Source organism: Paraburkholderia bonniea (assembly GCF_009455625.1).
Taxonomy (GTDB): Bacteria; Pseudomonadota; Gammaproteobacteria; order Burkholderiales; family Burkholderiaceae; genus Paraburkholderia; species Paraburkholderia bonniea.
This window is the reverse complement of the sequence record NZ_QPEQ01000001.1, coordinates 2,525,662-2,551,916: the sequence shown is the minus strand read 5'-3', so window position 1 is coordinate 2,551,916 and position 26,255 is coordinate 2,525,662. Positions and strand designations below refer to the sequence as shown.

General features: G+C 60.4%; 20 protein-coding genes. 9 read left to right on the top strand and 11 right to left on the bottom strand.

The genetic code is table 11. The annotated features are described in order from the left end of the window. Window positions 1–26: 26 nt before the first annotated feature. The 4 genes from GH656_RS11255 to GH656_RS11240 all read right to left on the bottom strand — a co-directional run bounded on the left by GH656_RS11255 (window position 27) and on the right by GH656_RS11240 (window position 5,716). Window positions 27–1,751, bottom strand: a complete 1,725-nt coding sequence (locus tag GH656_RS11255; RefSeq protein ID WP_246184306.1) for an ABC transporter permease subunit — start codon at window positions 1,749–1,751, stop codon at window positions 27–29. A 90-nt stretch (window positions 1,752–1,841) separates the two neighbouring features. Next, a complete protein-coding gene (locus GH656_RS11250) occupies window positions 1,842–2,960 on the bottom strand; it encodes an ABC transporter ATP-binding protein (protein WP_153075971.1) in 1,119 nt (372 codons plus the stop codon). Between the two features lie 33 nt (window positions 2,961–2,993). Continuing rightward, window positions 2,994–4,091, bottom strand: a complete 1,098-nt coding sequence (locus GH656_RS11245; protein WP_153075970.1) for an ABC transporter substrate-binding protein — start codon at window positions 4,089–4,091, stop codon at window positions 2,994–2,996. A 158-nt stretch (window positions 4,092–4,249) separates the two neighbouring features. Next, the gene (locus GH656_RS11240; RefSeq protein ID WP_153075968.1) at window positions 4,250–5,716 is read right to left on the bottom strand and encodes an FAD-binding oxidoreductase; all 1,467 of its coding nucleotides are present in this window, start codon (window positions 5,714–5,716) and stop codon (window positions 4,250–4,252) included. Between the two features lie 820 nt (window positions 5,717–6,536). On the opposite strand from GH656_RS11240, the gene GH656_RS11235 reads away from it, so the two are divergent. After that, window positions 6,537–8,192 (top strand): multicopper oxidase family protein, encoded by a 1,656-nt coding sequence (locus GH656_RS11235; RefSeq protein ID WP_153075967.1) that lies wholly within the window; start codon window positions 6,537–6,539, stop codon window positions 8,190–8,192. A gap of 81 nt (window positions 8,193–8,273) precedes the next feature. On the opposite strand, the gene GH656_RS11230 is transcribed toward GH656_RS11235, so the two are convergent. Further along, window positions 8,274–8,480 carry a cold-shock protein gene (locus GH656_RS11230; RefSeq protein WP_153075965.1) on the bottom strand — a complete coding sequence of 69 codons (207 nt, stop codon included), beginning with the start codon at window positions 8,478–8,480 and terminating at the stop codon, window positions 8,274–8,276. Between the two features lie 622 nt (window positions 8,481–9,102). Here GH656_RS11230 and clpS point away from each other — a divergent pair. Then, complete coding sequence (gene clpS, locus GH656_RS11225; RefSeq protein ID WP_153075964.1) at window positions 9,103–9,417, top strand: ATP-dependent Clp protease adapter ClpS; 315 nt, start codon at window positions 9,103–9,105, stop codon at window positions 9,415–9,417. Continuing rightward, window positions 9,414–11,711, top strand: a complete 2,298-nt coding sequence (gene clpA, locus GH656_RS11220; RefSeq protein WP_153075962.1) for an ATP-dependent Clp protease ATP-binding subunit ClpA — start codon at window positions 9,414–9,416, stop codon at window positions 11,709–11,711. Before clpS ends, clpA begins: the two co-directional genes overlap by 4 nt. A 123-nt stretch (window positions 11,712–11,834) precedes the next feature. Here clpA and dut read toward each other — a convergent pair whose 3' ends face one another. The 6 genes from dut to GH656_RS11190 all read right to left on the bottom strand — a co-directional run bounded on the left by dut (window position 11,835) and on the right by GH656_RS11190 (window position 19,153). Next, window positions 11,835–12,281: a dUTP diphosphatase gene (gene dut / locus GH656_RS11215; RefSeq protein ID WP_153075961.1), complete on the bottom strand. Its 447-nt coding sequence runs from the start codon at window positions 12,279–12,281 to the stop codon at window positions 11,835–11,837. A gap of 27 nt (window positions 12,282–12,308) precedes the next feature. After that, window positions 12,309–13,310, bottom strand: a complete 1,002-nt coding sequence (locus GH656_RS11210; protein ID WP_153075958.1) for an LLM class flavin-dependent oxidoreductase — start codon at window positions 13,308–13,310, stop codon at window positions 12,309–12,311. Window positions 13,311–13,383: 73 nt separating this feature from the next. After that, complete coding sequence (coaBC, locus tag GH656_RS11205; RefSeq protein WP_153075957.1) at window positions 13,384–14,583, bottom strand: bifunctional phosphopantothenoylcysteine decarboxylase/phosphopantothenate--cysteine ligase CoaBC; 1,200 nt, start codon at window positions 14,581–14,583, stop codon at window positions 13,384–13,386. A gap of 105 nt (window positions 14,584–14,688) precedes the next feature. Continuing rightward, a complete protein-coding gene (gene lspA / locus GH656_RS11200) occupies window positions 14,689–15,192 on the bottom strand; it encodes a signal peptidase II (RefSeq protein WP_153075955.1) in 504 nt (167 codons plus the stop codon). After that, window positions 15,193–18,030, bottom strand: a complete 2,838-nt coding sequence (gene ileS, locus GH656_RS11195; RefSeq protein WP_153075954.1) for an isoleucine--tRNA ligase — start codon at window positions 18,028–18,030, stop codon at window positions 15,193–15,195. A 130-nt stretch (window positions 18,031–18,160) separates the two neighbouring features. Beyond that, the gene (locus GH656_RS11190; RefSeq protein ID WP_153075952.1) at window positions 18,161–19,153 is read right to left on the bottom strand and encodes a bifunctional riboflavin kinase/FAD synthetase; all 993 of its coding nucleotides are present in this window, start codon (window positions 19,151–19,153) and stop codon (window positions 18,161–18,163) included. A gap of 119 nt (window positions 19,154–19,272) precedes the next feature. On the opposite strand from GH656_RS11190, the gene purN reads away from it, so the two are divergent. The 6 genes from purN (at window position 19,273) to nadC (ending at window position 26,220) form a co-directional block, all read left to right on the top strand. Continuing rightward, window positions 19,273–19,926: a phosphoribosylglycinamide formyltransferase gene (purN, locus tag GH656_RS11185; protein ID WP_153075951.1), complete on the top strand. Its 654-nt coding sequence runs from the start codon at window positions 19,273–19,275 to the stop codon at window positions 19,924–19,926. Then, window positions 19,923–21,278 (top strand): RsmB/NOP family class I SAM-dependent RNA methyltransferase, encoded by a 1,356-nt coding sequence (locus tag GH656_RS11180; protein ID WP_153075949.1) that lies wholly within the window; start codon window positions 19,923–19,925, stop codon window positions 21,276–21,278. The genes purN and GH656_RS11180 overlap by 4 nt, the downstream gene beginning before the upstream one ends. Before the next feature lie 42 nt (window positions 21,279–21,320). Beyond that, a complete protein-coding gene (locus GH656_RS11175) occupies window positions 21,321–22,679 on the top strand; it encodes a mechanosensitive ion channel family protein (RefSeq protein ID WP_174769743.1) in 1,359 nt (452 codons plus the stop codon). A gap of 196 nt (window positions 22,680–22,875) precedes the next feature. After that, the gene (locus tag GH656_RS11170; protein ID WP_153075947.1) at window positions 22,876–24,072 is read left to right on the top strand and encodes a DesA family fatty acid desaturase; all 1,197 of its coding nucleotides are present in this window, start codon (window positions 22,876–22,878) and stop codon (window positions 24,070–24,072) included. Window positions 24,073–24,184: 112 nt separating this feature from the next. Next, window positions 24,185–25,321 (top strand): quinolinate synthase NadA, encoded by a 1,137-nt coding sequence (gene nadA, locus GH656_RS11165; protein ID WP_153075946.1) that lies wholly within the window; start codon window positions 24,185–24,187, stop codon window positions 25,319–25,321. Continuing rightward, window positions 25,318–26,220 carry a carboxylating nicotinate-nucleotide diphosphorylase gene (gene nadC / locus GH656_RS11160; RefSeq protein ID WP_153075944.1) on the top strand — a complete coding sequence of 301 codons (903 nt, stop codon included), beginning with the start codon at window positions 25,318–25,320 and terminating at the stop codon, window positions 26,218–26,220. The genes nadA and nadC overlap by 4 nt, the downstream gene beginning before the upstream one ends. Window positions 26,221–26,255 lie beyond the last annotated feature (35 nt).

Sequence of the window (26,255 nt, the reverse complement as noted above, 5' to 3'; positions counted from 1 at the left end):
TCTCTGTAATGGCTGTGATGATGCGTTCAGGAAGCGAGGCTGCGGCGGCGTAGACGGTCTGCCACCCAGATCAGCGCCGCGATAAACAGGAACAGGCAGGTTGATACGGCGGCGATGACGGGCGAAATCTGCATAGTCAGCTCGTCCCAGAACTGCTTGGGCAAGGTGGTGCTCAGGCCGCCTGAGGTGAAGAGCGCGATTGTCAGCTCGTCGAATGAAGTGGCGAAGGCGAACAGGAACGACGACATCAGCCCCGCGCCGAGAATCGGGAAGGTCACACGGCGCAGCGTGGCCCACGGCCGCGCGCCCATGCTGTACGCCGCCAGATCGAGCCGGGTGTCGTAGTTGCGCAGTACCGCCATCATCGTGATGACGACATACGGCACCGCCACCATGGTGTGCGCCAGCACGAGGCCGATGGCTGAACCGACCAGGCCGATTTCAGCGAAGAAATAAAACACGCCGACCGCGATAATCATGCGCGGCACCACGATGGGAGCCAGGACGAAGGCCAGCATTGCTGCTTTGCCGGGCAGATTGCCGCGCACCAGCAAGAAGGCGGCGGGGGTGCCGATCAGCATCGACAAAACACCGGTGCCAATGCCAACCAGCATTGAGCGCGTGATGGCTTGCATCCAGAGCGGTGAATCGATGATTTGCTGATACCACTGCAGCGACACGCCATGCGGTGGCCAGGACAGGCCCGAAGCGGCATCGAATGAAAGCGGAAACATCAGCAGAGCGGGTGCCGTGAGAAACACCAGCAGTGCGAGCACCACGCCGCGCAGCAACGGGTTTTCGCCGTCGTTGCTGCGACCACGGCCACGGACACGGCGTGGCACTAGCGCCAGCAGCAGATCGGTGGCGCGGCCCAGCGTGCTGAGCACCGCGTCACCCAGCTTGCGGCTCCACGCCCCGCGCGCTTGCGGGCCACGTGTGGCACTGCTGTCACCGGCCATCGTCGAGAGTCCGACGAGCCGGTCGTACAGCAGAAACACCAGCAGCACGACCGCCAGCAACAGCACCGAGATCGCCCCCGCAAAGCCCCAGTTCAGCGCTTGCATGACCTGGTCAATGATGAGCTGGGTAATCATCGTTTGATGACGGCCGCCGAGCAGCGTGGGCGTGATGAAAAAGCCAATTGCTGTGACGAACACCATCAGCGCACCAGCGGCGACACCGGGCAGCGAGAGCGGGAAATACACCTTCCAGAACACCGTGCCAGGGCGGGCACCGAGCGTTGCGGCGGCGCGCGGCAGCGTGCGGTCGATGTTCTCCATCACTGAGAGCATGGTGAGCACGGCTAGCGGCATCAGCGCATGCACCATGCCGATGACGACGGCGGAGAAGTTGTACAGCAGGTCAAGCGGCTGGCTGATGATGCCAAGGCTCATCAGCGTGTGGTTGATGACCCCGTTGCGCCCAAGCAGCACGACCCACGCGAAAGTCCGCACCAGAAAGCTGGTCCAGAACGACAGCAGCACCCAGAACAGCAAGCGGTTCTTGCGCTCGCGCGTGAGTGTCGAGATCAGATAGGCCACCGGATAGCCGGTGAGGACGGAGAAGAAGGTGGTCCACAGCGCGATCTTCAGCGTGATCAACAGCACTTCGACATACACCGGAGAGGCGAACAGACGCTGGTATTCCACCAGCGTGAAGTGGCTGCCGTCATGCACGCTGAGCAACAGCAACTGGCCCACCGGATAGATCAGCATCACCAGGAGCAAGATCACGATCGGCGCGGCTTTCATGCTGGGCCGCAACCACGTGTGCCAGCGTGGCGGACGTGAGGCGTGCGTAGGGTTAGGGCGCGGAGCGCTCAGGGCAGGCTGGCTCATGAGTTACTCCGCGATGGCAACAGCGTCAGTGGCGAGCCACGACAGGTTGAGCGTTTGCCCGATGGCGTATTGGCTGCCCAGCTGGTTTGTCGGGAAGGCGGCGACCAGCGGTGCCGCAGCGGCGGTGGACGCTTGCAGATACAGCTTGGTCATGCTGCCGGTGACCATGATGTCCGTGAGCTGCGCCGAGAGCATGCCGCCTGGCGCGGCACTGGTTGTGGCTGTAGCTGTGGTGGCCGTGACGGTCTCGTGTACGCGCAGGTTTTGCGGCCGCAGCATCAGCTTGATGTTGCGGCCGTTGGCGATCTTTGGGTCGTAGGCCATGGCATGGGCTGCTGGGCTGCCTGGCAAGCTGAGCTGCACCTGGTCGCCAGAGCGGTGCGTGACCACCGCATCGAGCAGATTCGATTCGCCGAGAAAATCCGCCACGAACACGCTGTTTGGGCGGAAATACAAATCCGCGGGCGTGCCGAGCTGGGCAATCGAGCCATGGTTCATCAGGCAGATGCGATCCGACATCGTCATGGCTTCTTCCTGATCGTGCGTGACATAGACAATCGTCGTGCCGAGTTCCCGGTGAATCCGCTTGATCTCAAGCTGCATATGGTCACGCAGCTTTTTATCGAGCGCCCCCAGCGGCTCGTCCATCAAGATGATCGAGGGCCGGTAGACCATGCAGCGTGCCAGCGCGATGCGCTGTTGCTGGCCACCTGACAGCTCACGCGGAAAGCGTTTGGCCACGTGTGGCAGATGCACCATCTCCAGCGCCTGCATCACCTTGTCCTGCGTCGCCTTAGCGTCGGTTTTGCGCATTTGCAGCGGGAACGCAATGTTTTCCGCCACCGTCATATGCGGAAACAGCGCGTAGTTCTGGAACACCATGCCGATGTCCCGCTCATAGGGCGCGCCATACGTGACATCCGCGCCATTGATGCGCAGCGTGCCCGCATCCGGTTGCGCCAGCCCGGCGATCAGGCTGAGCAACGTGGTTTTGCCCGAGCCGCTAGGGCCGAGCAGCGTGAGAAATTCGCCCTGGGCGACGTCGAGATCCGTGGGCGCGAGAGCAACGAAGTCGCCATAGCGCTTGCACAGTCCGGAGATTTTGAGGTTCGAGGCAGGCATGGGAAGCGGCACGCGTAAGAGTGAAAACGGAGATCAGGTCAGGATCCAGCGATTGAACCGTTCGAGCCCGGCGCTTTGCTTGTCTTTCCAGAACTGGGCGTCGATATGCAGCCCGGTTTTCATGTTGGCGGGAAAGGTTGGGCAGTTTTTGGCGATCTCGGGCTTGATGTAGTTGAACGCTTCGGGTTGCGTCACGCCAGCCGGGAAATATTCGACCAGTGCAGCCTGGCGCTTGGGATCGGAGGCGAACTTGATGAACTCGCGGCAAGCATTCGCATTCGGCGTGCCTTTGAGAATCGACCAGTTGTCGCAGCCCCAGATGTTCTGGTTCCACACGATGCCGACCGGCGCGCCATTAGCGATTGCCGACTGCGCACGTGACACCCAGGTGCTGATGATGTCCACCTCACCCGAGCCGAGCATTTGCTCGACTTGCGCGCCGGTGGTCCACCACACGTCCACCTGTTTGGCGATCTTGCTCAGGCTGGCGAACGCCCGGTCGAAGTTGCACGGATACACCTGGCCTGGCGCGACGCCATCGGCCATCAATGCTTCTTCGATGGTGTCGAAGGGATATTTGCGCAAGCCGCGGCGGCCTGGAAAATCCTTCAAATTCCACATATCGGCCCACGATTGCGGCGCGCGCCGGCCCTTGAACGCATCCTTGCGATACGCCAGCACGGTCGTATAGACGTTGTTACCGACGCCATACGGCGACATGTATTGCGCGGGAATTTTGGCGATCACTGGGTCTGATTCCAGACCATGCTTTTCCAGATAATCCTTGCCGCCACCGGTCAGTAGCAAGATCGCGGGCTGGCTCAGCTTGGCCATGTCCCATGTGTAGCTACCGGTTTCGACCATGCTTTTGATGAGCGCGGTCGGTTCGGCGTTGGCCTGGACACCCACCACTTCGATGCCGGTTTTTTCCTTGAATGGACGATAAAACACCGCGCCAAACGCCTTGGTGTAAATGCCACCGTCATCACGGATCACGATGCGCTTGGTGGCGGCGCGCGAGGGCGTCCAGACGAAGGGGAACGCGACTGCGGCGACACCGGCCGCAGCGGTTTTGAGGGCGGTGCGGCGGCGTGGCTGCTGAATTGGATCGCGTGCAGGCTGCTTTTTCATATCGGCTCCAGAGGAGGAAAAGGACGCCATCGCCGTGAGACGGAAAAGGGCGGACAGGGTTGAGCTTCGGCCGCCTGGCCTGGCTGGACCAGGCCGGGTTGGGTTCAGGCAGATTCAGGCGCGGCTCAAGCGTGCTTCAAGGCAGGTTCAAGCGGGTTTCAGGCCGCTGATGCCGGCAATGGTTTCGATGATTCAGGTTCAGGCACGAGACGTCCGGGGTTAAAGCGGTTAGCAGGGTCAAGCGCTTGCTTGACGGCACGCATCAATGAGAGCTCAGCGGGAGATTTGTAATGCGCCATTTCGGCGAGGCCGGTTTGGCCCACGCCATGCTCCGCGCTAAAGGTGCCATGCAGCGCATGCGCGACATCGTTGACACAGCGGCGTAAAGCGCCAGCGGTGGCGGCGGAATCGGGGAGCGCGCGCCAGCGCTCGAAGGAGAAGAATGGGATGAAATGCACGTTGCCATCGCCCAAATGAGCGACCACCAGGATCTCAAGCCCAGGCTCAAGCGCATGCACTGCTTGCGTGGCCTGCTCGATAAAGGCGGGCACGGCGGAGAGTGGCACGGCACAGTCGGTGGTCAGGCCAAGGCCGCCTTTCTTGTTGGCTTCGGACACGCTGTGACGGACTTCCCACAACGCGCTGCGCTGGCTTTCGTTGCTCGCCAGCACGGCATCGAGAATCAAACCGGCTTCGGCCGCGTGTTCCAGTGTTTGTTGCAGCAGCGCTGCCATAGCCTCATGGCCGCCAGTATCGGCCAGCTCGACCAGCACATGCCACGGATGCGTCCCGGCTAGCGGATTGCGCCGCTCGGGCACGTGTTCCAGAACCAGTTCGAGTTGTTGCTGGTTAATCATTTCGAATGCGGCGAGACGCGCGCCACACGCAGCCTGAAACAGACCGAGCACGCGTAGCGCCGCAGCCGGATCACAAGGCGCGAACCAGGCCAGCGCATGGTGCGTGGGCAATGGATGCAATTTCAGCGTGGCGGCGGTGATGATGCCCAGCGTGCCTTCGGTGCCGATGAACAGATGCTTCAGATCTAGCCCGGTATTGTCTTTGCGCAGCGCACGCAGGCCATTCCAGATCGTGCCGTCGGGCAGCACCACTTCGACGCCGAGCACGTTGTCACGCGTGTTGCCGTAGCGCAGCACGCCTGTGCCACCCGCGTTGGTTGCCAGCGTGCCGCCGATCTGGCACGAGCCTTCCGCACCGAGGCTCACCGGATACAGCCGCTGCGCCGCTGCTGCCGCGTCCTGCACGGTTTGCAGCACGCAACCGGCTTCGACTTCCATTGAACCGTTGGCCGCGTCGATCTGACGGATGCGGCGCATCCGCGACAAATTCACGATTACTGGGGCCGGGCCACTTTGCGCGGGAATTGCGCCACCACACAGGCTGGTGTTACCACCTTGTGCGAGCACCGGCACGCCATGAGCGGCACACAGACGCACGCTTGCGGCCACTTGCCCGGTGCTGGACGGCAGCACCACGCAGATCGCTGGTGCTTTGTAGCGGCCACGCCAGTCTTCGATAAAGCCTTCCAGATCGGCTTCAGCGGTGATGACCGCAGCCGCGCCGAGTTCAGCTTGCAGGGCGGCGATCAAGGGCGCGACGTGATTCATTTCCAGTTCCTCAGAAGGCATCGGATAAGGCAAGGCACAACATGATGAAGGCGGTCGTTGCAGGCCGTGGGGCATCCTGTATTTAAATCAGGATAGAGTCAAAAAAATTGCATTGAAATGAGTTCAATCGTAATGCAATTAAATTAAGTGTTTTTACTGAGGCGTTGACGGAAGCGCACCGGCGGCTGGCTAAGGCGCAGCGTTTTGTCCAGATTTAGCGGATGTTGCATGGAGTAAAGAAGGGGTTTCGCCGGAAATGAAGCCTGGAGCAAGACGGGGTGTGAGCTATGATCTGCCCGGTTGAGTTCTCTGGTGCCTCGGCACCTTTTTGCTAAATGGCTCTTTTGCAACGCTGGTGCATGGTGCTACTGCTGCCACTGTTTGTCTGCGGCTGGCCGGGCGTATTCGCTGCGGCCTCAGCCCCAGCCTCAGCAAGTGACCCGTTGCACACGGCGCTGGCGGCCAGGGTGATGACGGCAGTGCCGGTGCCGCTCGCCGTTACGCGCGCTGAGAAGCCAGCTTGTGCAGGACTTGACGCGCCAGATCTAGCCCATGCCCCGTGCGCTGGGACTGATTGCCACGCCGCTTGCAGCCACGTGTGCTGCTCCTTGCCGGGCACCTGGCGCAGTGGCTTTGCCATGCTCCGCGACACCTCGTTGCCACCACCGGCGCGCCACACCAGCCGCCTGAACAGCATCACGCATCCCCCTTTGCTTCGTCCTCCGATTGATCAGCGCGCTGCCTGAACCCGAGCGATGGCCCAGGCGACTGGCCCCGGCCATATCGCATCAGCAACAAACCCACATCGAGGACCTTTGACATGCTCCGCAGAACTTTTTTCGCCCAGACGCTGAGCCTCGCGCTCGCCTCGTTCTTCACCCGGCAGACCTTCGCCCAGCACGCGGCGCATTCGGCCCACGCAGCACACCCGATGCCTGAGATGGCCGGGATGCCTGAGATGGGCTCCACCGTAATGGGCCAGCCAACTGGTGCCGGATTAGCCCCCATGGATGCGTTGCCGGTTGGCGCACCGCTTCCCGCATTACGCACGCTGGCTAATACCAGCCGTGAGCCGGGCGTGTTCCGGGCGACCCTGGTGGCGCATCCGGTGCCGCATCAATGGCTTGCCGGAGCACCGACGCTGGTCTGGCAATACGATCCGCAGACCCAGCACCCGGCACCAGGCTCAACGGAACCGGCGATTGGCCCGCTGATCGACGTGCGCGAAGGCGATACGGTCGAAATCCGCTTTATCAACCATCTGCCTCAGCCATCGACCATCCACTGGCACGGCTTGCCGGTGCCGCCCGATCAGGACGGCAATCCTGCCGATCCAGTGGCCCCAGGCGCGAGCCGCCTCTACCGGTTTACGCTGCCGCGCGGCAGTGCGGGCACCTACTGGTATCACCCGCATCCCCACATGATGACCGCCGAGCAGGTGTTTCGCGGGCTGGCGGGGCCGTTCATCGTGCGCGCCGCCGATGATCCCTTGCAGGGCTGGCCTGAACGCCATCTGTTCTTTACCGATCTGAAGCTCGCCCAAGACGGCACGATTGCACCGAACGAGACGCTGGACTGGATGAATGGCCGCGAAGGGCAATTCGTGCTGCTTAATGGCGCGCATCAGCCGCGCATTGAGGTGGTAGAGGACGAACGCTGGCGCGTCTGGAACGGCTGCAACGCTCGCTACCTGAAGCTGACGCTTGGCGCGAACCAGCGTTTTAGCCAGGTTGGCACGGACGGCGGCTTGCTGGCGCAGCCCCGTGATGGCTTGACAGAGCTACTGCTCGCGCCTGGCGAGCGGGCCGAGTTGATCGTGCCGGTGGGTTCTGTGGCGCATCAGGGCAGTTTGAGCGCCGCGGCTTACGACCGCGGCAAGATGGCGCTGTCGCACGGCAGCTTGCCGCCAGATCCGGCCAGGGTGCTGGCGCAGGTGCATTTCGCCGCTCCGGCGGGCTCACCTGCTGCTGCCGGCGTGCGCCGTCCACTTCCGGCGCAACTGCGGCGAGTGCCGGCGCTGGGCACGCCAGTGGCGCAAAAAACGGTGGTATTCACAGAAGCCATGGAGATGGACGCATTGCCGATGCAGCATGACGCACCGGGAGCGACGCCGATGACGGCACATGCAGCGCTGCCACGCGGGATGAAATTCATGATTAACGGCGCGGTATTCGACCCGTCACAGGTCATGCTGACCAGCCGCCGCGACGAGGTAGAGCAATGGTCGCTTGAGAACCGTACCGACATGGATCATCCATTTCATTTGCATGGCACACAGTTTCAGGTGCTGGCCCGCGAATTAAACGGAATTAACACACCGGAACCATTTTTGGCATGGCGCGATACGGTCAATCTTCAATCTGGTGAAACTGTGCGGATAGCGACGCTTCAATCGATGACGGGCGAGCGGATGTTTCATTGCCATATCCTGGAACATGAAGATCTCGGCATGATGGCGACGCTGAAAGTGATTTAATCAATACGCATTATTTAAATCAGGCCACATATGAAAAAACCCGGCTTTAAGCCGGGTTCTGGATCACGGAAACCGAGAAGGCTAAACCGCTTCCTGAATATTCGAGGCCTGCTTGCCTTTGGGGCCTTGCACGATCTCGAAGCTCACTTTCTGGCCTTCCTTGAGGGTTTTGAACCCGTTCATCTGGATTGCCGAGAAATGTGCAAACAAATCTTCACCGCCTTCATCGGGCGTAATGAAACCGAAACCTTTTGCATCGTTAAACCATTTAACCGTACCAGTTGACATTCCTACTTCCCCTGTCTCATGTGACTACCACGAGCCCTCGAAAAGCTTAACGGCTGTGACTCACAGCCGCTTCTTCTTTCACAAGCTCACCATCGGCATTACTTCGATTTACTGCGCATTGAAATAAGTGCCAGCTTGATTGTTGAGTCTCTTTATTCGAGTGTCAAGAAAATTTTGAGATATTCCGGTTGCCGTTGTAAAGAATCCATTTTTAATATTTTTGCTGTTTTTTTGTGCCATATCGAGATATGAACCTCGCCATATGAACCCTCAATCTTGAAAAAGAGCATAAGCGACGCATATGAGCCGGGATACTTCGTGCCGGTGCTAAAGAGACACAGTGCGGTGTTACTAGACGGCTTCAATCGGGCAGGGGTTGTGCCATACTCGTGCAACGCCGCTGGCTAGGACAAATTTCAGACAGATCTTAGGCAGTAGCTCGAAACACATTGGTTAGCACGCAGGACATTGATGGAACACACGCTGGACCGGTGCTGCGACCGGACTAGCGCACGACACAGATACCGGGCGTGCCGCCAGGTCATGGGAGAACAGCCTCCTGAGTCTTGCGGGCGGGTTTTGGCAGGGGCGCGGACCTGTCCGAGTTGTTTAGAATGGACGTATGGCGATTAATCCGGACAAGCAGGGCAGTACAGTGATAGAGCGGCAGACGCGCAAGCTGAAGCCGCCGTCCATGTACAGAGTGGTGTTACTGAACGACGACTTCACGCCGATGGAATTTGTGGTGATGATCGTGCAGGAATATTTCAGCAAAGATCGTGAAACTGCCACGCAGATCATGTTGAAAGTGCATCGGGAAGGTAGAGGTGTTTGTGGGGTCTATACGCGGGACATCGCGTCGACCAAAGTCGAGCAAGTCGTTACCCACGCACGGCAGGCCGGGCATCCGCTGCAGTGTCTGATGGAGGAAGCATGATTGCCCAGGAACTGGAAGTCAGTCTGCATATGGCGTTTATGGAAGCACGCCAGGCGCGGCACGAATTCATCACGGTTGAACATCTTTTGCTGGCGCTGCTGGACAATCCGACCGCCGCTGAAGTGCTACGTGCATGCGCGGCCAACATAGAAGATCTGCGGCAGAATTTGCGCAACTTCATTCATGACAACACACCTACCGTACCAGGCGCGGAAGATGTCGATACCCAGCCTACGCTCGGGTTTCAGCGCGTGATCCAGCGCGCGATCATGCATGTGCAATCCACCTCGAACGGCAAAAAGGAAGTGACCGGCGCGAACGTGCTGGTGGCGATCTTCGGCGAGAAAGATTCGCACGCGGTGTATTACCTGCAGCAGCAGGGTGTGACGCGCCTGGACGTGGTGAATTTCATTTCTCACGGGATCGCCAAGACCAGCAGCACGGACGCCGCGAAAGCGGGCGACGCGGGTGCCGAGTCTGACGAAGCGGCGGCACAAAAAGAAACCCCGCTGGCCCAGTTCACACAAAACCTGAACCAGATGGCGAAAGAGGGCCGCATTGACCCGCTGATTGGCCGTGAGCCGGAAGTCGAGCGTGTGGTGCAGGTGCTGTGCCGCCGGCGCAAAAACAATCCGTTGCTGGTGGGCGAAGCCGGGGTGGGCAAAACCGCAATTGCTGAAGGGTTGGCCTGGCGCATCACGCGCGGCGAAGTGCCCGATATCCTGGCTGATGCGCAGGTGTATTCGCTGGACATGGGTGCATTGCTGGCGGGCACCAAGTACCGGGGCGACTTCGAGCAACGCTTGAAGACCGTGCTCAAAGAGTTGAAAGAGCGGCCCCACGCGATTCTTTTCATCGACGAAATTCACACGCTGATTGGCGCGGGTGCAGCATCGGGCGGCACGCTTGATGCGTCCAACCTGCTTAAGCCCGCGCTGTCGTCCGGCACACTCAAATGCCTGGGGGCGACCACTTTCACCGAATACCGCGGCATTTTTGAAAAAGACGCCGCACTTTCGCGCCGCTTCCAGAAGGTCGATGTAACAGAGCCGACCGTGGAGCAAACCGTGGCGATTCTGCGCGGGCTGAAGTCGCGTTTCGAAGAACACCATGGCGTGAAATATTCGGCCAGCGCGCTTTCCGCTGCGGCGGAACTGTCGGCGCGTTTCATCACCGACCGTCATTTGCCGGACAAGGCGATTGATGTCATCGACGAAGCGGGTGCCGCGCAGCGCATCTTGCCGAAGTCGAAACAGCGCAAGACGATCGGTAAGGGCGAGATCGAGGAAATCATTTCGAAGATGGCGCGCGTGCCGCCGCAAAGCGTGTCACAGGATGATCGCAGCAAGCTGCAGACACTCGACCGCGATCTGAAGAGCGTCGTCTTTGGCCAGGACCCGGCAATTGATGCGCTGGCCGCTGCGATCAAGATGGCGCGCGCAGGCCTCGGCAAGACTGACAAGCCGATTGGTTCGTTCCTGTTTTCAGGCCCGACGGGGGTCGGTAAAACTGAAGTGGCACGGCAACTGGCGTTCACGCTGGGGATCGAGCTGATTCGTTTTGACATGTCTGAATACATGGAACGGCATGCGGTGAGCCGCTTGATTGGCGCGCCGCCGGGCTATGTCGGGTTCGATCAGGGTGGCCTGCTGACCGAAGCCGTGACGAAAAAACCGCATTGCGTGCTGCTTCTTGACGAGGTTGAGAAAGCGCATCCGGATATTTTCAACGTGCTGCTGCAGGTGATGGATCACGGCACGCTGACGGATAACAACGGCCGCAAGGCAGATTTCCGCAACGTCATCATCATCATGACGACCAATGCGGGTGCGGAGTCGATGAACAAAACCACCATCGGCTTTACGACGCGGCGTGAAGCGGGCGACGAAATGGTCGATATCAAGCGGATGTTCACGCCGGAGTTTCGTAACCGGCTGGATGCCACGATCAGCTTCCGTCCGCTGGATGAAGAAATCATCATGCGTGTGGTCGACAAGTTCCTGATTCAGCTTGAAGATCAGCTGCACGAGAAGAAGGTCGATGCGCTCTTTACCGATGCGCTGCGCAAGCATCTGGCGAAGAACGGCTTTGATCCGCTGATGGGCGCCCGCCCGATGCAACGCCTGATTCAGGACACGATCCGCCGCGCGTTAGCTGACGAACTGCTGTTCGGCAAGCTGGTGAATGGTGGCCGTGTCAGCGTCGATGTTGACGAGAATGACAAGGTTTCGTTGACGTTTGACGAGCATCCAGCATCGCGCAAGCCTAATCCGCAGGCGCTTGAGGTGGAGTAGGCCGCACGTAACGGTAAGGCGATAGCAAAACGGCGCGGGGGGCAGTTCAATCTGAACTGCCCCCCGCGCCGTTTTGCATTTGAACCTCAAACGCAAAGCATTAGATAGGTGCTGCCTCAACCCCTAATGCTGGCCGGTGCTGCCAAAGCCGCCTGCGCCACGCTCGCTTTGCGTGAAGTCGTCTACGAGATTGAACTGGGCCTGCACCACCGGCACGATCACCAGTTGCGCCAGGCGTTCCATCGGGTTGAGCGTGAAGGTGCTGGCGCTGCGATTCCACGTCGAAATCATCAATTGCCCCTGGTAATCTGAGTCGATCAGTCCAACCAGATTGCCCAGCACGATACCGTGCTTATGCCCAAGCCCTGAGCGCGGCAAGATCAGCGCGGCATAGCCTGGATCGGCCACATGAATTGCCAGTCCGGTCGGTACCAGCGCGGTGCCGCCTGCTGGCAAAACCAGCGGCTCATCCAGGCAGGCGCGCAGATCAAGACCGGCACTACCCGGTGTTGCATAAGCCGGAAGAAAGTCGCGCATGCGCGCATCAAGGATTTTCAGATCAAGTTTCATGCGGACTCAAAAAGAGTAAGAAAAATGCTAGCGCCCAAGCTGGAACGCATCGGCCAGAAGTTCATAAGAGCGTTGCCGGGCCTGATAGCTGCCCGCCACGGTGAGCACGATCAACTCGTCGGCGTCGAATTCAGCGGCCAGCGTGTGCAGCCGTTCAGTCACAGTGCAGGGCGTGCCGATGATGCTGCGCGGCCGCTCGCGCGCAATGACCAGTTGTTCGCGCTCGCCGTATTCCTGGGCTGCGCCTTGTTCGATGGATGGAATCGGCTCATTGAGGCCATACGCCATTTGCACCCGGCGCAGATCGACGGCTTTTTCCAGGGCGATGGCTTCTGCTTCGGTATCCGCACAAATCACGAATACCGCAGCGGCAAGGTACGGTTGCGTCTCACCAGCGGGCTGAAAGCGTTCCCGATAGCCTTGTGCCACGCGCAGGCCGAAATGCGCATTAATGAAATGGGCAAACGCAAAACGCAGCCCCAACTGTGCGGCTAGCTCGCCGCCGAATTCGCTGGAGCCCAGCATCCACAGTTGTGGCCGAGTGTCGATTTGCGGCTGGAGCAGGACGCCATGTGCCAGATGATCGGCGGGCAGGTTTTGCTGCATCAGGCCAGCCAGATCGGTCACTTGCTGGGTAAAGATTTCGCCGCGGTTGTAGGCTCCAGCGGCTACCGCTTGCGCGGTGCGCTGGTCGCCGCCCGGCGCGCGGCCCACGCCCAGATCGACCCGGCCAGGAAAGAGCGCTTCGAGCATCATGAATTGCTCAGCGACCTTGAATGGGCTGTAGTAAGGCAGCATCACGCCGCCTGAGCCGATACGGATACGTTGGGTGACACTGCCAAGCCTCGCCAGCAGCACCTCGGGGCATGGGTTCGAGACGGCGCGCAGGCCGTGATGCTCGGCGCACCAGTAGCGGGTATAGCCGAGATCGTCGGCGAGCTGGGCGAGATCGACGGTGGCCGCAATCGCATCCGCGACTGAATGACCCGCGATCACCGGTGTCTGGTCGAGTACTGAAAGCAAGGTCATCGCTGTCGTCCTCCTGCTAGCTTGATGGGGTGTTGTGGCTACGCGTGGCCGGTAGTGAGCGAACGGGTGAGTGCTAGTGAACCAGCCGCCGGGCAATTTCTGCGATCAGGGTGCGCGCCAGTTCGTGCTTGTCCGCGCGCGGTAACGCGGTCTGGCCGCTGGCTTCGAAGAGCACGATTTCGTTGTCGTCCTGGCCGAATGTCTGCGGGCCCAGGTTGCCGATCAACAGCGGCACTTTCTTGCGCAGCCGTTTTTGCTCGCCGTTGCTGGCCAGATCCCCGCTTTCCGCTGCAAAACCCACGCAATACGGTGCCTGCGGCAGTTGCGCCACGGTAGCGAGGATGTCGGGGTTTTCAATGAAGGTGAAGGTGGGCAGCGCCTGGCCGGGGGCTTTCTTGAGCTTGTGCGCGCTGACATGATCGGCACGCCAGTCCGCCACTGCCGCCACGCCAATGAATACATGCTGCTGCGCCACTACTCGCATCACGGCTTCGTACATCTGCTGCGCGGTTTGCACGTCCTCGCGGTTCACGCCCCAGGGCGTAGCGAGCGCCACCGGGCCCGCGATCAGATGCACCTCGGCACCCGCCTGCTGCGCGGCCCGCGCAAGCGCAAAACCCATTTTGCCGCTGGAGCGATTGGTCAGGCCCCGCACCGGATCGAGTGGCTCGAAGGTCGGACCCGCGGTTATCAGCACACGCTGGCCTGTCAGCACCTTGGCGCTGAAAAATGACGCAATGGCCTCATAGGTGGCGCTGGCTTCGAGCATCCGGCCATCACCGGTTTCGCCGCAGGCCTGCGCGCCAGAATCCGGCCCCAGCACCTGGATGTCATCCGCACGCAGCTGCGCGACGTTGCGCTGGGTCGCAGGGTTGAGCCACATCTGGCGGTTCATCGCGGGCACCACTAGCAGTGGGCAGTCGCGCGCGACGCAGAGCGTGGAAAGCAGGTCATCGGCCATGCCATGCGCGAGCTTCGCCAGAAAATCGGTGGAAGCGGGGGCGATCACAATCGCATCCGCTTCACGCGACAGGTCGATGTGCGCCATGTTGTTGTCGATGCGTGCATCCCACTGGCTGGTGTAGACAGGGCGTCCCGAGAGCGCTTGCATAGTGACGGGCGTGATGAACTGCGTCGCGGCCTCGGTCATCACGACCTGCACCGTGGCCCCGGCTTTGCCGAGCAAACGCGTGAGTTCAGCGATCTTGTAGCAGGCGACGCCACCGGTCATGCCGAGGACGAGGTGCTTGCCTGTGAGTTCTGCAATGGCCATGGTGAGTCTCCGGCATAGCGTGGTGACGTGGTGACCGCCTGACCGGCACTGACGCGCCGGCTCCAGATACAAGTGACGACGGCACGCGTGACGCGTGCGCGTGGCTCAACGCGAGCCGTGCCGCACCCGGCGCAATTCGTCGAAGATCAGCAAGATTGCGCCTAGCGTAATCGCGCTATCCGCCAGATTGAAGGCGGGAAAGTGCCATGCGTTCAGATGAAAATCGAGAAAGTCGATTACGTGGCCATACGCCAGCCGGTCGATCACATTGCCCAGCGCACCGCCCAGGATAAACGCCAGCGCGGTGCAAAAAAGCCGCTGCGTGCCGTGGCGCTGCAGCATGTAGATAATCACCAGCGCTGCGCCCAGGCCCAGCGCGGTGAGCGCCCAGCGCTGCCAGCCACCAGCCGAGGCGAGAAAGCTAAAAGCCGCGCCCAGGTTGTACACCAGCACCAGGTTGAAAAACGAAGTGAGGGACACGGATTCGCCATACGAGAACACCCGGAGGATGGCAATTTTCGTCAGCTGGTCGCACAAGATAATCACGAAGGCGAGGCCCAGCCATGGCAAGAGTGACGTGCGAGCGGGTTTCGAGAGGGATCGGGCCATTTATGCTGCGCTCCTGGTTTCACCGGTGCCAAACAGGTTGCTAAAGCAACGGCCGCACAGTGTGGGGTGTTCCGCATGTGCGCCAACGTCGGCACGGTAGTGCCAGCAACGTTCGCATTTCAGATAGCTCGAAGCGATGACTTCGATGGCTTCCTGGGCTTCGCTGTCGACCTTGACGACCGTGGCCGCCGAGGTAATTAGCACGAATTTCAAATCCTCGCCCAGGCTGGCCAGCGCATCGTGCCGCGTGCCGCTCGCGCGAATTTCGACTTCGGCCTGCAGTGACGAGCCAATCAGGTTCGAGACACGCGCTTCTTCCAGCGCTTTGGTGACATCGCTGCGCACCGCGCGCAACAGCGCCCATTTGTCGAGCAGGGCCTGGCTGTCCGAAATGGCCGGGAACGCGTGATATGTCTCGGTGAAAATGGTTTCGCGGCCGGGCTGGAAGATCTTCCACGCTTCTTCGGCGGTGAACGACAGGAACGGCGCGATGATCCGCAGCAGCGCGTGTGCGATGTGATACAGCACGGTTTGCGCCGAGCGGCGCGCGCTGGAATCGACTGCGCTGGTATAGAGCCGGTCTTTCAGCACATCCAGATAAAAGCCGCCGAGGTCTTCTGAGCAGAAGGTCTGGAGCCGGGCGACGACCGGATGGAACTCGTATTTGTCGTAATGCGCGAGGATGTCGTTTTGCAGCGAGGCGGACAACGCCACTGCATAGCGGTCGATTTCAAGCCAGTCTTCGACCGGACGGGCATGCTGGGCGAAATCGAAATCGGCCAGGTTGGCGAGCAAAAAGCGCAGCGTATTGCGAATGCGCCGGTAGCTCTCAGTCACACGTTTGAGAATTTCTTCGGAGATCGCCAGTTCGCCTGAATAATCGGTCGAGGCAATCCACAGGCGGATGATTTCCGCGCCGAGCCGGTTAGCCACTTCATGCGGATCAATGCCATTGCCGAGCGATTTGCTCATCTTGCGGCCTTCGCCATCGACGGTGAAGCCGTGCGTCAGCAGCGCTTTGTAGGGCGGCTGGCCATCCAGCATCGAGGCCGTCAGCAACGATGAGTGGAACCAGCCGCGATGCTGGTCCGAGCCTTCCAGATAGAGGTCCGCTGGAAACTGCAGCGAGTCTTTGTGCGAGCCGCGCAGCACGTGCCAGTGTGTTGTGCCGGAATCGAACCAGACATCGAGCGTGTCGCGGTTTTTTTCGTAGAGATTGGCATCGTCACCGATCAGCTCACGGGCATCCAGCGTTTGCCAGGCTTCGATTCCGCCTTGCTCTACGCGTTGCGCGACAGCTTCGAGCAGTTCAGGCGTGCGCGGGTGCAGCGCACCGGTTTCCTTGTGAATGAAAAACGCCATGGGCACGCCCCATTGACGTTGCCGCGAGAGAGTCCAGTCAGGCCGGTTGGCAATCATGCTGAACAGCCGCTGCTTGCCCCACGCGGGGTAGAACGCAGTGGCCTCGATGCCTGCCAGCGCGGTTTCGCGCAGGGTCTGCTCGCGGTCATTGGGCTTGAGATCCATCCCGGCGAACCATTGCGAGGTTGCGCGGTAGATGATCGGCGTTTTGTGCCGCCAGCAGTGCATGTAGCTGTGGATGTATTTTTCGGTGCGCAACAGGGTGCCCGCTTCGCTGAGCGCGGCGATGACCTGCGGATTGGCCGCCCAGATCGACAGCCCGCCAAAGAGCGCGAGCGATTCGATGTAGCGGCCATCGCCCATGACCGGGCTGACGATTTCGGAGTCGCTCATGCCGTGCGCCTTGCACGTCATGAAGTCTTCGATGCCATACGCGGGCGTCGAGTGAACGATGCCTGTGCCGGTATCGGTCGTGACGTAATCAGCGAGATGCACGGGCGCGGTACGCCGGTACGCCGGATGAGCGGTAGCGAGCGGATGGTTAAAGCGCAGCCCGGCGAGCGCTGTGCCAGGCGTGGTGGCCAGGACCTCGCCTGTGAGGCCGTATTGCTCGAGGCAGGCGGCAACCCGTTCTTGCGCGAGAATCAGCAGCCCGCGCGGGGTGTCCACCAGCGCATACACGATCTCGGGATGAAGATTCAGCGCCTGGTTGGCGGGAATGGTCCATGGCGTGGTGGTCCAGATGACGATGCCACCTTCATCGCGCGGCAGACGCGGCAGGCCGAAAGCCTGGGCGGTGGCGTCGAGGTCAGCGAAGCTGAACAGCACATCAATGGTCGGATCGGTTTTGTCTGCGTATTCGACCTCTGCCTCAGCCAACGCCGAACCGCAATCGAAGCACCAGTTGACTGGCTTTAGTCCACGGAACACAAAGCCCTTTTCCATGATCTTGGCGAGCGCCCGGATTTCGCCGGCTTCGTTGGCGAAATTCATCGTGCGGTACGGGTTGTCCCAGTCGCCGAGCACGCCCAGACGGCGAAAGCCGAGCTTCTGTTTTTCGATTTGCTCACCGGCATAGGCCCGTGCTTTCTGCATCACTTCGATGGCAGGCAGTGATTTGCCGAACTGTTTTTCGATCTGGATCTCGATGGGCATGCCGTGACAATCCCAGCCGGGCACATACACCGCGTCAAAGCCCGCCAGATTGCGCGCCTTGACGATCATGTCTTTCAGAATTTTGTTGACCGCGTGGCCGAGGTGAATATCGCCGTTTGCATACGGCGGGCCGTCGTGCAGGATGAATTTTTCGCGGCCCTTGCTGGCCTTGCGGATTGCTTCGTAGATCTTGCGTTCCTGCCACTCCTTAACCCATTGCGGTTCGCGTTTGGGCAGATCGCCGCGCATCGGAAACGGGGTGTCGAGCAGGTTGACCGGGTAGCGGGCAGGGGCTTTCGAATCAGCTTTCTTGTTGCTCATGATGAGATCGTCGTGAATTCGGTCGGTGCGCCATCAGGGCGCGGGGGAGAGGTAAGCAAAAGCGCCGGGCGTGTCTCACAGATGGCTCAGGTGCCAGGCACCTCACACTGCCTGGCTGAGGCACGCCAGGTTAGCTAATTCGGTCGGTGGCGGAGGTGGCGAAGCCGCTCGCGCCGCTGCCGGGCGAGATGCCGTTACGGGCAAGCCACGTCCGCGCATGGGCGACATCGCGGGCGATGGCGGCGGTTAGGGTTTCGAGGTCGAGGTATTTCTCCTCGTCACGCAGCTTGTGCAGAAATTCGACGCGCACGAGTTTGCCATAGGCATCGCCGTGCCAGTCGAGCAGATGCGCCTCAAGCAGCACTCTGCCGGAATCATCCACCGTCGGGCGCACACCGAGGCTGGCGACACCCGTGAGCGGATGTTCAGCGATCCCATGCACCAGGACGACGAAGATCCCGGCCAGCGCTGGGCGCTTGTGCTGGATCGGCACATTCAGGGTGGGAAAGCCTAGGTCACGGCCCAGTTTCATGCCGTGCACCACGTGGCCGCTGATCTGATAGCTGCGGCCGAGCGCGGCACGCACGACGTCAAGCTGACCAGCGCTAAGCGCGGCCCGCACTGCCGAGCTGGAGATGCGCGCGCCGGACGGATCGGCCACGGTTGCCATCTGCTCGACTTCAAAGCCATGCTGCTGGCCTGCGGCCTTGAGCGAGGCGAAGTCGCCTGCGCGTTTGGCACCGTAGCGAAAGTCGTCACCGATCATGACCCAGCGCGCATGCAGGCCATTCACGATGATGCGTTCAACGAAGGTATCGGGCGACTGGCTGGCAAAGGTGTGATTGAAGTGCTCGACGACGATGCGGTCTACGCCATTGGCCGCGAGCGCTTCGAGCTTGTCGCGCAGCATGGCGATGCGCGGCGGCGCGCTGGCGGGATTGAAGAATTCGCGCGGATGCGGCTCGAAAGTCATCACGCAGACGGGCAGCCCCCGGGCATCGGCCGCCGCGCGCACGTGCGCAAGCAACGCCTGATGACCGCGATGGACACCGTCGAAGTTGCCGATCGTCAGTGCGCATGGCGCACGGCTTTCGGCATTGGGAAGACCGCGGAAGACTCTCACGATAGGACGGACGGGGTAGGACGGGCGAATCGCCGCCAAAACGGTCGATTATAAACGTTCAAGGGCTGACACGCCGAGATGGCGCGGTTGAGAGGCTGTCTGAATGATAAAATCCGCCGATGAAAAAAATCGTTATCTTGATTTCAGGGCGGGGCAGCAACATGGAGGCCGTGGTTCGCGCATGCGCGACCGAGGGCTGGCCGGCCCAAGTGGTGGCGGTGATTGCTAACCGTCCGGAGGCGACGGGCCTGGCGTTTGCCGCCGCGCATGGCATTGCTACCGCGGTGGTTGACCACCGCCAGTTCGACCAGCGCGAGGCCTTCGATGCCGCGCTGGCCGAGGCCATCGACCGTTTCGCGCCCGATCTGGTGGTGCTCGCGGGCTTCATGCGAGTACTGACTGCGGGCTTTGTCGGGCATTATGCGGGGCGCATGCTGAATATCCACCCGTCCTTGCTGCCCAGCTTCGCTGGCCTCAAGACCCACCAGCAGGCGCTGGATGCGGGCGTGCGGTTGCATGGCGCTTCAGTTCATTTCGTCACAGCGCAACTCGATCACGGGCCTATCGTGATTCAGGCTGCGCTGCCTGTGCTGGCGAGCGACGACGTCACCACGCTGGCGGCGCGGGTACTCGCTGCCGAACACATTATTTATCCACGCGCAGTGCGCTGGTTCGTTGAAGGGCGTCTTGCTCTCGACGGGCTGACCGTTGTGCTTACGCCGCCAGAGCCGCAATGGCTCTTTGCCGACTACACCGCCGGGGAGGGCGTATGAGACTGCATGGTTTTTTGATTGGACAAACTGAAACACTACTGGCAGAAGTGCTGCAATTTAATGGCCCGGCCGACGCCACCACCAGCCGCTTTTTCCGCGCTCACCCAAAGCTGGGGCATGGTGAGCGCGGCGTTATTGCCGAAGCGGTGTTCGCGGTATTACGCCGCCGTATGGAGTTTGCCCATCTGTCTGAAAGCGGTTCCGGCAGTCCGGCCCGGCGCATGACGCTGTTGGGTTTGATGCAGACTGCCGGGCGTTCGGCGCTCAAGCCATTTGTGACTGAGCAGGAAATGAGCTGGCTTGACCACGTGTCGAAGATCGATCCTGAAAGCCTGCCGCTGCGCATTCGCCTGAATTTGCCCGACTGGATCTACCAGGCGCTGGCGAGCCGTTTTGAACCTGCCGAACTCGCGCAACTGGCGGCCGCGCTGAATTACCCCGCACCGCTGGATCTACGCGCCAATCCGGTCAAGGCGAGCCGTGCCGAAGTGCTGGAAGCGCTCAAGCTGGCGGGCATCGAAGCTGGCGCGATGCCGTTCGCGCCGTTTGGCGTGCGGGTGGTGGGCAAGCCGCCGCTGACGAAGCTGGACGCGTTCCAGAATGGCTGGCTGGAAGTGCAGGATGAGGGCAGCCAGTTGCTGTGCTCAATGGTGGCACCCAAGCGCGGCGAGATGGTGGTTGATTTCTGCGCAGGCGCAGGCGGCAAGACGCTGGCGCTGGGCGCGATGATGCGCTCGACCGGGCGGCTGTATGCGTTTGATGTGGCTGAGCGCCGTCTGGCGAAACTCAAGCCGCGTTTGGCGCGCAGTGGCCTGTCGAACGTGAACCCGGTGCTGATCGACAGTGAACATGACGCGAAGATCAAGCGTCTGGCGGGCAAGATCGACCGGGTGCTGGTCGATGCGCCATGCAGCGGGCTGGGTACATTGCGGCGCAATCCTGATCTGAAATGGCGCCAGTCGCCGGATTCGATTGGCGAACTGACACCGAAGCAGGCCTCCATTCTGGCGAGCGCTGCGCGTCTGGTGAAACGTGGCGGCCGTTTGGTGTATGCGACTTGCAGCATTCTCGAAGCAGAAAATGAAGCGGTGGTGCAACAGTTCCTGGCCACACATCCTGATTTTGTCCTGGTTCCCGCGCGGGAAGTATTCGCGGAACAGCGTATCGATCTGGATACTGGCGATTACCTCTCGCTCTGGCCGCATCGTCACGCGACCGATGGTTTCTTTGCTGCGGTGATGCAGCGCCGGATGCAACCTCTTTCAGCCTCTGACTCAACCACCACTGCCGCCCCGGAGGCTGTGGCTGCAGCGCTGGCCAGCGCCGGTCCGGCGCAAGCGGAAGAGGCCTGACGCGAATACCCAGAAGCGTTCTCGCAGGATCACCATCACGCTATGCCTAATCGTTTTCTGACCCATATGTTTGGCGATCTGGTGCACGATTTCGGCCAGCCCGCAATGTTGTGGCAGGTCGGCGTACTGCTGGCCACGCTGGTGCTGGCCTGGGTGCTGGCGCGGTTCCTGCGCCGCCGTCTTGATCGACGCCAGAGCTTGGCTGGCTCTGGCGGCCTGCGTTTTGGCGCGGAAAGCCTTAACCGGGCATTTTTCCCGCTGATTGGCGCAGTGCTGGTCGGGATCGCGCGTGCCATTACCGCCGAGTTCATGCACACCTCGTTGCTGAATCTGGCGCTGGTGCCGCTGCTTGGCATTGGCCTGATTTACATCGTGTTCTTTTTTGCGCGGCGGGTATTTAGCCGCGATGGTGAGAATCACGCCTGGCTGTCGCTGGTGGAGAAAGTCGTGTCGCTGGTGGTCTGGGTGGGCATGGTGCTGACCGTGATGGGCATTCAGGACGATGTGCTGGCGTGGATGGATAGTGTGCGTTTTCGTGTAGCGAATACCCACATGACGTTGCTGTCGCTGGCATCCGGGCTGCTGTGGGTTTGCGTCACGATGATCGTCGCAATGTGGCTCGGCTCGGCGCTGGAAGACCGGGTGATGCGCGCCAGCACGCTCGACGCGAACCTCAAAGTCGTGCTGGCCCGCCTTGGGCGTGCGCTGCTGGTGGTGGCGGCCGTGCTGGTGAGCCTGTCGCTGGTGGGCATTGATATTACGGTGCTGGGGGTATTTGGCGGCGCGCTTGGGGTAGGGCTGGGTTTTGGCTTGCAGAAAATTGCCAGCAATTACGTCTCGGGTTTCATTATTTTGCTCGACCGGTCATTGCGGATTGGCGACACGATTAACGTGAGCGGCTTGCAGGGCATGGTGACGCAGATTCGCACGCGCTACACCGTGGTGCGTGGCCTGGATGGTATCGAGACGCTGGTGCCAAACGAGAAGCTGATTACCGACGTGGTGCAAAACCAGTCGTCGTTTCAGACGCGTGGCTATACCAAAGTCGCGGTTCAGGTCGCCTACGAAACCGATATCAGGCAAGCGATGGCTTTGCTCGCCCAGGCGGCGGACGACGTGCCGCGTGTGCTGCAGGACCCGGTGCCCGCTCCATATCTGGTGAATTTCGGTGCGGACGGGATTGATCTCGAACTCGGTTTTTGGGTCGAAGATGCTGCGACTGGCACGTCGAGTGTCCGCTCGGCGGTCAATCTGAATATCTGGCGGCTGTTTGCTGAGCACGATATTTCGATTCCGTTTGCACAGCGTGAAGTGCGCATCATCGGCGCGGGCGACATATTGCCGCAGAATTTAGCCGCGGCAGCCCAGCCCACATCAGCCGCCGCGCCGGAGGCTGGCTGACGCCACGCCTGCTGCGATGGGCGTGACGGGGGGATTGGCAAGAGCCCGACTTGAAAAGGCGCGAGTCACACCAAATTTTGACAAACATCATGGGCTGGAACCGTTCGCGTAGAATGGCGTCCAATCTCGCTGGATGCTTTCATTTTCTTGACGCCGGTTTTTTTGCCAAGGTGTCATCCATTACAGGTAAATGGCCTTGCTGAATTCTCTGCTCGACTTTCTCTCCCACGGACTGCTGCGCTTCTCATGGTGGCAGCTCGTGTTGTATACGCTGGCAGTCACGCACGTGACGATCATCGGCGTTACGGTTTATCTCCATCGCTGCCAGGCGCACCGCGCGCTTGAACTTCATCCGGCGGTGGCACATTTTTTCCGTCTCTGGTTGTGGATGACCACCGGCATGCTGACTGGCCAGTGGGCGGCGATCCATCGCAAGCACCACGCCAAATGCGAAACCGAAGAAGATCCACACAGCCCGCAAACGCGCGGCATCTGGAAGGTTCTGCTGGAAGGCGCTGAGTTATATCGCGCTGAAGCAAAGAACGAAGAAACCATGCGCAAGTTCAGCCACGGCACGCCGAACGACTGGATCGAGCGCAACGTCTACACGCGTTACCCAATTCTGGGCGTGAGCTTGCTGATGGTGCTGAACGTCGCGCTTTTTGGCGTCGTAGGCCTGACCATCTGGGCCGTGCAAATGGTGTGGATTCCGTTCTGGGCGGCAGGTGTGGTCAATGGCATTGCCCACTTCTGGGGCTATCGCAATTTCAATTCATCAGATGCCAGCACGAACATTTTGCCGTGGGGCATCCTGATTGGCGGCGAAGAGCTGCATAACAATCACCATACTTACGCGACCTCGGCGAAGCTGTCGAACAAATGGTTCGAGTTCGATATCGGCTGGATGTATATCCGGATTCTGTCGGCGTTGCGTCTTGCTACGGTGAAGAAGGTCGCGCCGACGCCGCGTTTGAATGCGGGCAAGCTGGTGCTGGATCAGGACACTTTGCAGGCCGTGCTGGCCAATCGCTATGAAGTGATGGCGCGTTACGGCAAGGCACTCAAGCGGGCGTACCGGCAAGAGCTGGCTCATCTGAAAGAAGTGGGTGCACGTGAGAAGTATCAGTTGATGCGCGGTGCGCGAAGCTGGCTGCACAAAGAAGAAGCCGGGCTGAATGAACCGCAGAAGCGCCAACTGCCACAGATTTCTGCCAGCAGCCAGAAATTGCGGACCTATCTCGAGTTGCGCAGTGAACTGGCCGCGATGTGGGAGCGTTCAAACGCTTCACGCGAGCAGTTACTGGTTCAGTTGCAAGACTGGTGCGTGCGCGCGGAACAAAGCGGCATCAAGGCGCTGCAGGAGTTTGCAACCCGGTTGCGACGCTACGCCTAGACCTGAAATCTATTAAGATTCGGTTACGTCACAAAACCCCGCGTTGGCGGGGTTTTTCTTTTGAGGCGCGAGAAATTGCCTCAAATGACACGCTTACCAGGTAGAGGAGACTATGAGTCAGGCGATCAAAAGCGTCGAATATGACCGGCCGCAAGCGTCGGGTTTGACGTGTGGCGTGGGTGAGGCGTGGGCCAAAGTGCCCGATATGCCCTCTGCGGAAGAAAAGATCGCGCTTAAAGCACGCATTCGCGCATTGCTGGCCCGTGAAAAGGCGGTGCTGGTTGCCCATTACTACGTTGATGCGGTGTTGCAGGAACTTGCCGATGAAACCGGCGGTTGCGTGGCAGATTCGCTCGAAATGGCGCGCTTTGGCCGGGATCATGATGCGCAGACACTGGTTGTCGCTGGCGTGCGTTTTATGGGTGAGACGGCCAAGATTCTCAGCCCATCGAAGCGCATTTTGATGCCCGATCTCGATGCCACTTGCTCGCTTGATCTTGGTTGTCCAGTGGCCGAATTTTCGGCTTTTTGCGATGCTCATCCTGACCGTACCGTTGTGGTCTACGCCAATACCAGCGCGGCGGTGAAAGCCCGTGCCGACTGGATGGTGACTTCTTCGATTGGGCTTGAAATCGTCGCCGACCTGCACGCGCGTGGCGAAAAAATCATCTGGGCACCTGACCGGCATCTGGGCGGATATATCCAGAACAAAACGGGTGCCGACATGTTGTTATGGCAAGGCTCCTGCCTGGTACATGACGAATTCAAGGGCATTGAGCTGGATCTGCTTCGCACCGAATATCCGGCTGCCAAAGTGCTGGTCCACCCTGAGTCGCCCGCTAGCGTGGTGGCCTTGGCCGACGTGGTGGGCTCAACCACACAGCTGATTGATGCCGCCCAACGGCTTGATGCAACGCACTTTATCGTTGCAACCGATCTCGGCATCTTGCACAAGATGCGTCTGGCCGCGCCAGGCAAGACTTTTATCGCCGCGCCAACGGCCGGTAACAGCGCAACCTGTAAAAGCTGCGCGCATTGTCCCTGGATGGCGATGAATGGTCTGGCAAATCTCGCGTCGGTGCTGGAGCTTGGGCATCACGAGATTGTCATTGACCCGGCGCTAGGGGAGCAGGCGCGCCGTCCAATCGACCGGATGCTCGATTTTGCCGCGCGTCACAAGAAGCGGGTGCAGACGAGTGGTGATCTGGCACGTGACAACACACTATTTTCGAATGTGGGAGCAGCATGAGCGGCACGCTGAAAAATGCTGACGGTGCCGCTGCTGTGCCGTTGTTGACGCAAATCCGGCTGCAATATGGCAGCGCTTTCGATACGGCGCTGGCTCGCAACGTCGCTGATGCGCTTGGCGAAGATATCGGCCCAGGTGACCAGACCGGGCGTCTGGTGCCAGAGGATGAGGTGCGTGCCGCACGCGTGGTGGTGCGAGAAGCCGCCGTGCTGTGTGGCACGCCTTGGTTTGACGAAGTGATGCGGCAGGTTGAGCCGCGCATCGAGGTGCGCTGGCTTTATCAGGAAGGGCAGCGGATGGTGGCGGATTCTCCGGTGTGCGAGCTGCGAGGACCGGTTCGGGCGCTTTTGACCGCCGAGCGTCCGGCACTTAATTTTCTTCAATTGCTGTCTGGCGTATCGAGCGCGACGCGCCGTTATGTCGATGCCGTGGCTCATACGTCTGCGCGCATTCTGGATACGCGTAAAACGTTGCCGGGCTTGCGTCTGGCGCAGAAATACGCGGTGCGCGCTGGTGGCGGTGAGAATCAGCGGATTGCGTTGTACGACGGTATTTTGATTAAGGAAAACCATATTGCGGCGGCTGGAGGTGTGGGCGCTGCAATGGACGCGGCGCTTGCCCTGAATGCGGGTGTGACGGTGCAGATCGAGGTCGAAACCTTGCTCCAGCTTGAAGAAGCGTTAGCGCATCGGGCGCAATCGGTGCTGCTGGATAATTTTTCATTCGCGGCGATGCATGATGCTGTGCGTATCGCACAAGGGCGAGCCGTGCTGGAAGTGTCGGGCGGCGTCAATTTCGAAACGGTGCGCACGATTGCCGAAACCGGCGTCGACCGTATTTCAATCGGGGCGCTGACCAAAGATGTCCGGGCGACCGATTACTCGATGCGGGTTGTTTGACGGCTCGGGTCGATACGCTTCAGATTTCAGGTAAA

Coding starts and splice junctions, on each gene's coding strand:
- GH656_RS11255 (WP_246184306.1), bottom strand. CDS start 1,751: ATGAAAGCCGCGCCGATCGTGATCTTGCTCCTGGTGATGCTGATCTAT.
- GH656_RS11250 (WP_153075971.1), bottom strand. CDS start 2,960: ATGCCTGCCTCGAACCTCAAAATCTCCGGACTGTGCAAGCGCTATGGC.
- GH656_RS11245 (WP_153075970.1), bottom strand. CDS start 4,091: ATGAAAAAGCAGCCTGCACGCGATCCAATTCAGCAGCCACGCCGCCGC.
- GH656_RS11240 (WP_153075968.1), bottom strand. CDS start 5,716: ATGAATCACGTCGCGCCCTTGATCGCCGCCCTGCAAGCTGAACTCGGC.
- GH656_RS11235 (WP_153075967.1), top strand. CDS start 6,537: ATGCTCCGCAGAACTTTTTTCGCCCAGACGCTGAGCCTCGCGCTCGCC.
- GH656_RS11230 (WP_153075965.1), bottom strand. CDS start 8,480: ATGTCAACTGGTACGGTTAAATGGTTTAACGATGCAAAAGGTTTCGGT.
- clpS (WP_153075964.1), top strand. CDS start 9,103: ATGGCGATTAATCCGGACAAGCAGGGCAGTACAGTGATAGAGCGGCAG.
- clpA (WP_153075962.1), top strand. CDS start 9,414: ATGATTGCCCAGGAACTGGAAGTCAGTCTGCATATGGCGTTTATGGAA.
- dut (WP_153075961.1), bottom strand. CDS start 12,281: ATGAAACTTGATCTGAAAATCCTTGATGCGCGCATGCGCGACTTTCTT.
- GH656_RS11210 (WP_153075958.1), bottom strand. CDS start 13,310: ATGACCTTGCTTTCAGTACTCGACCAGACACCGGTGATCGCGGGTCAT.
- coaBC (WP_153075957.1), bottom strand. CDS start 14,583: ATGGCCATTGCAGAACTCACAGGCAAGCACCTCGTCCTCGGCATGACC.
- lspA (WP_153075955.1), bottom strand. CDS start 15,192: ATGGCCCGATCCCTCTCGAAACCCGCTCGCACGTCACTCTTGCCATGG.
- ileS (WP_153075954.1), bottom strand. CDS start 18,030: ATGAGCAACAAGAAAGCTGATTCGAAAGCCCCTGCCCGCTACCCGGTC.
- purN (WP_153075951.1), top strand. CDS start 19,273: ATGAAAAAAATCGTTATCTTGATTTCAGGGCGGGGCAGCAACATGGAG.
- GH656_RS11180 (WP_153075949.1), top strand. CDS start 19,923: ATGAGACTGCATGGTTTTTTGATTGGACAAACTGAAACACTACTGGCA.
- GH656_RS11175 (WP_174769743.1), top strand. CDS start 21,321: ATGCCTAATCGTTTTCTGACCCATATGTTTGGCGATCTGGTGCACGAT.
- nadA (WP_153075946.1), top strand. CDS start 24,185: ATGAGTCAGGCGATCAAAAGCGTCGAATATGACCGGCCGCAAGCGTCG.
- nadC (WP_153075944.1), top strand. CDS start 25,318: ATGAGCGGCACGCTGAAAAATGCTGACGGTGCCGCTGCTGTGCCGTTG.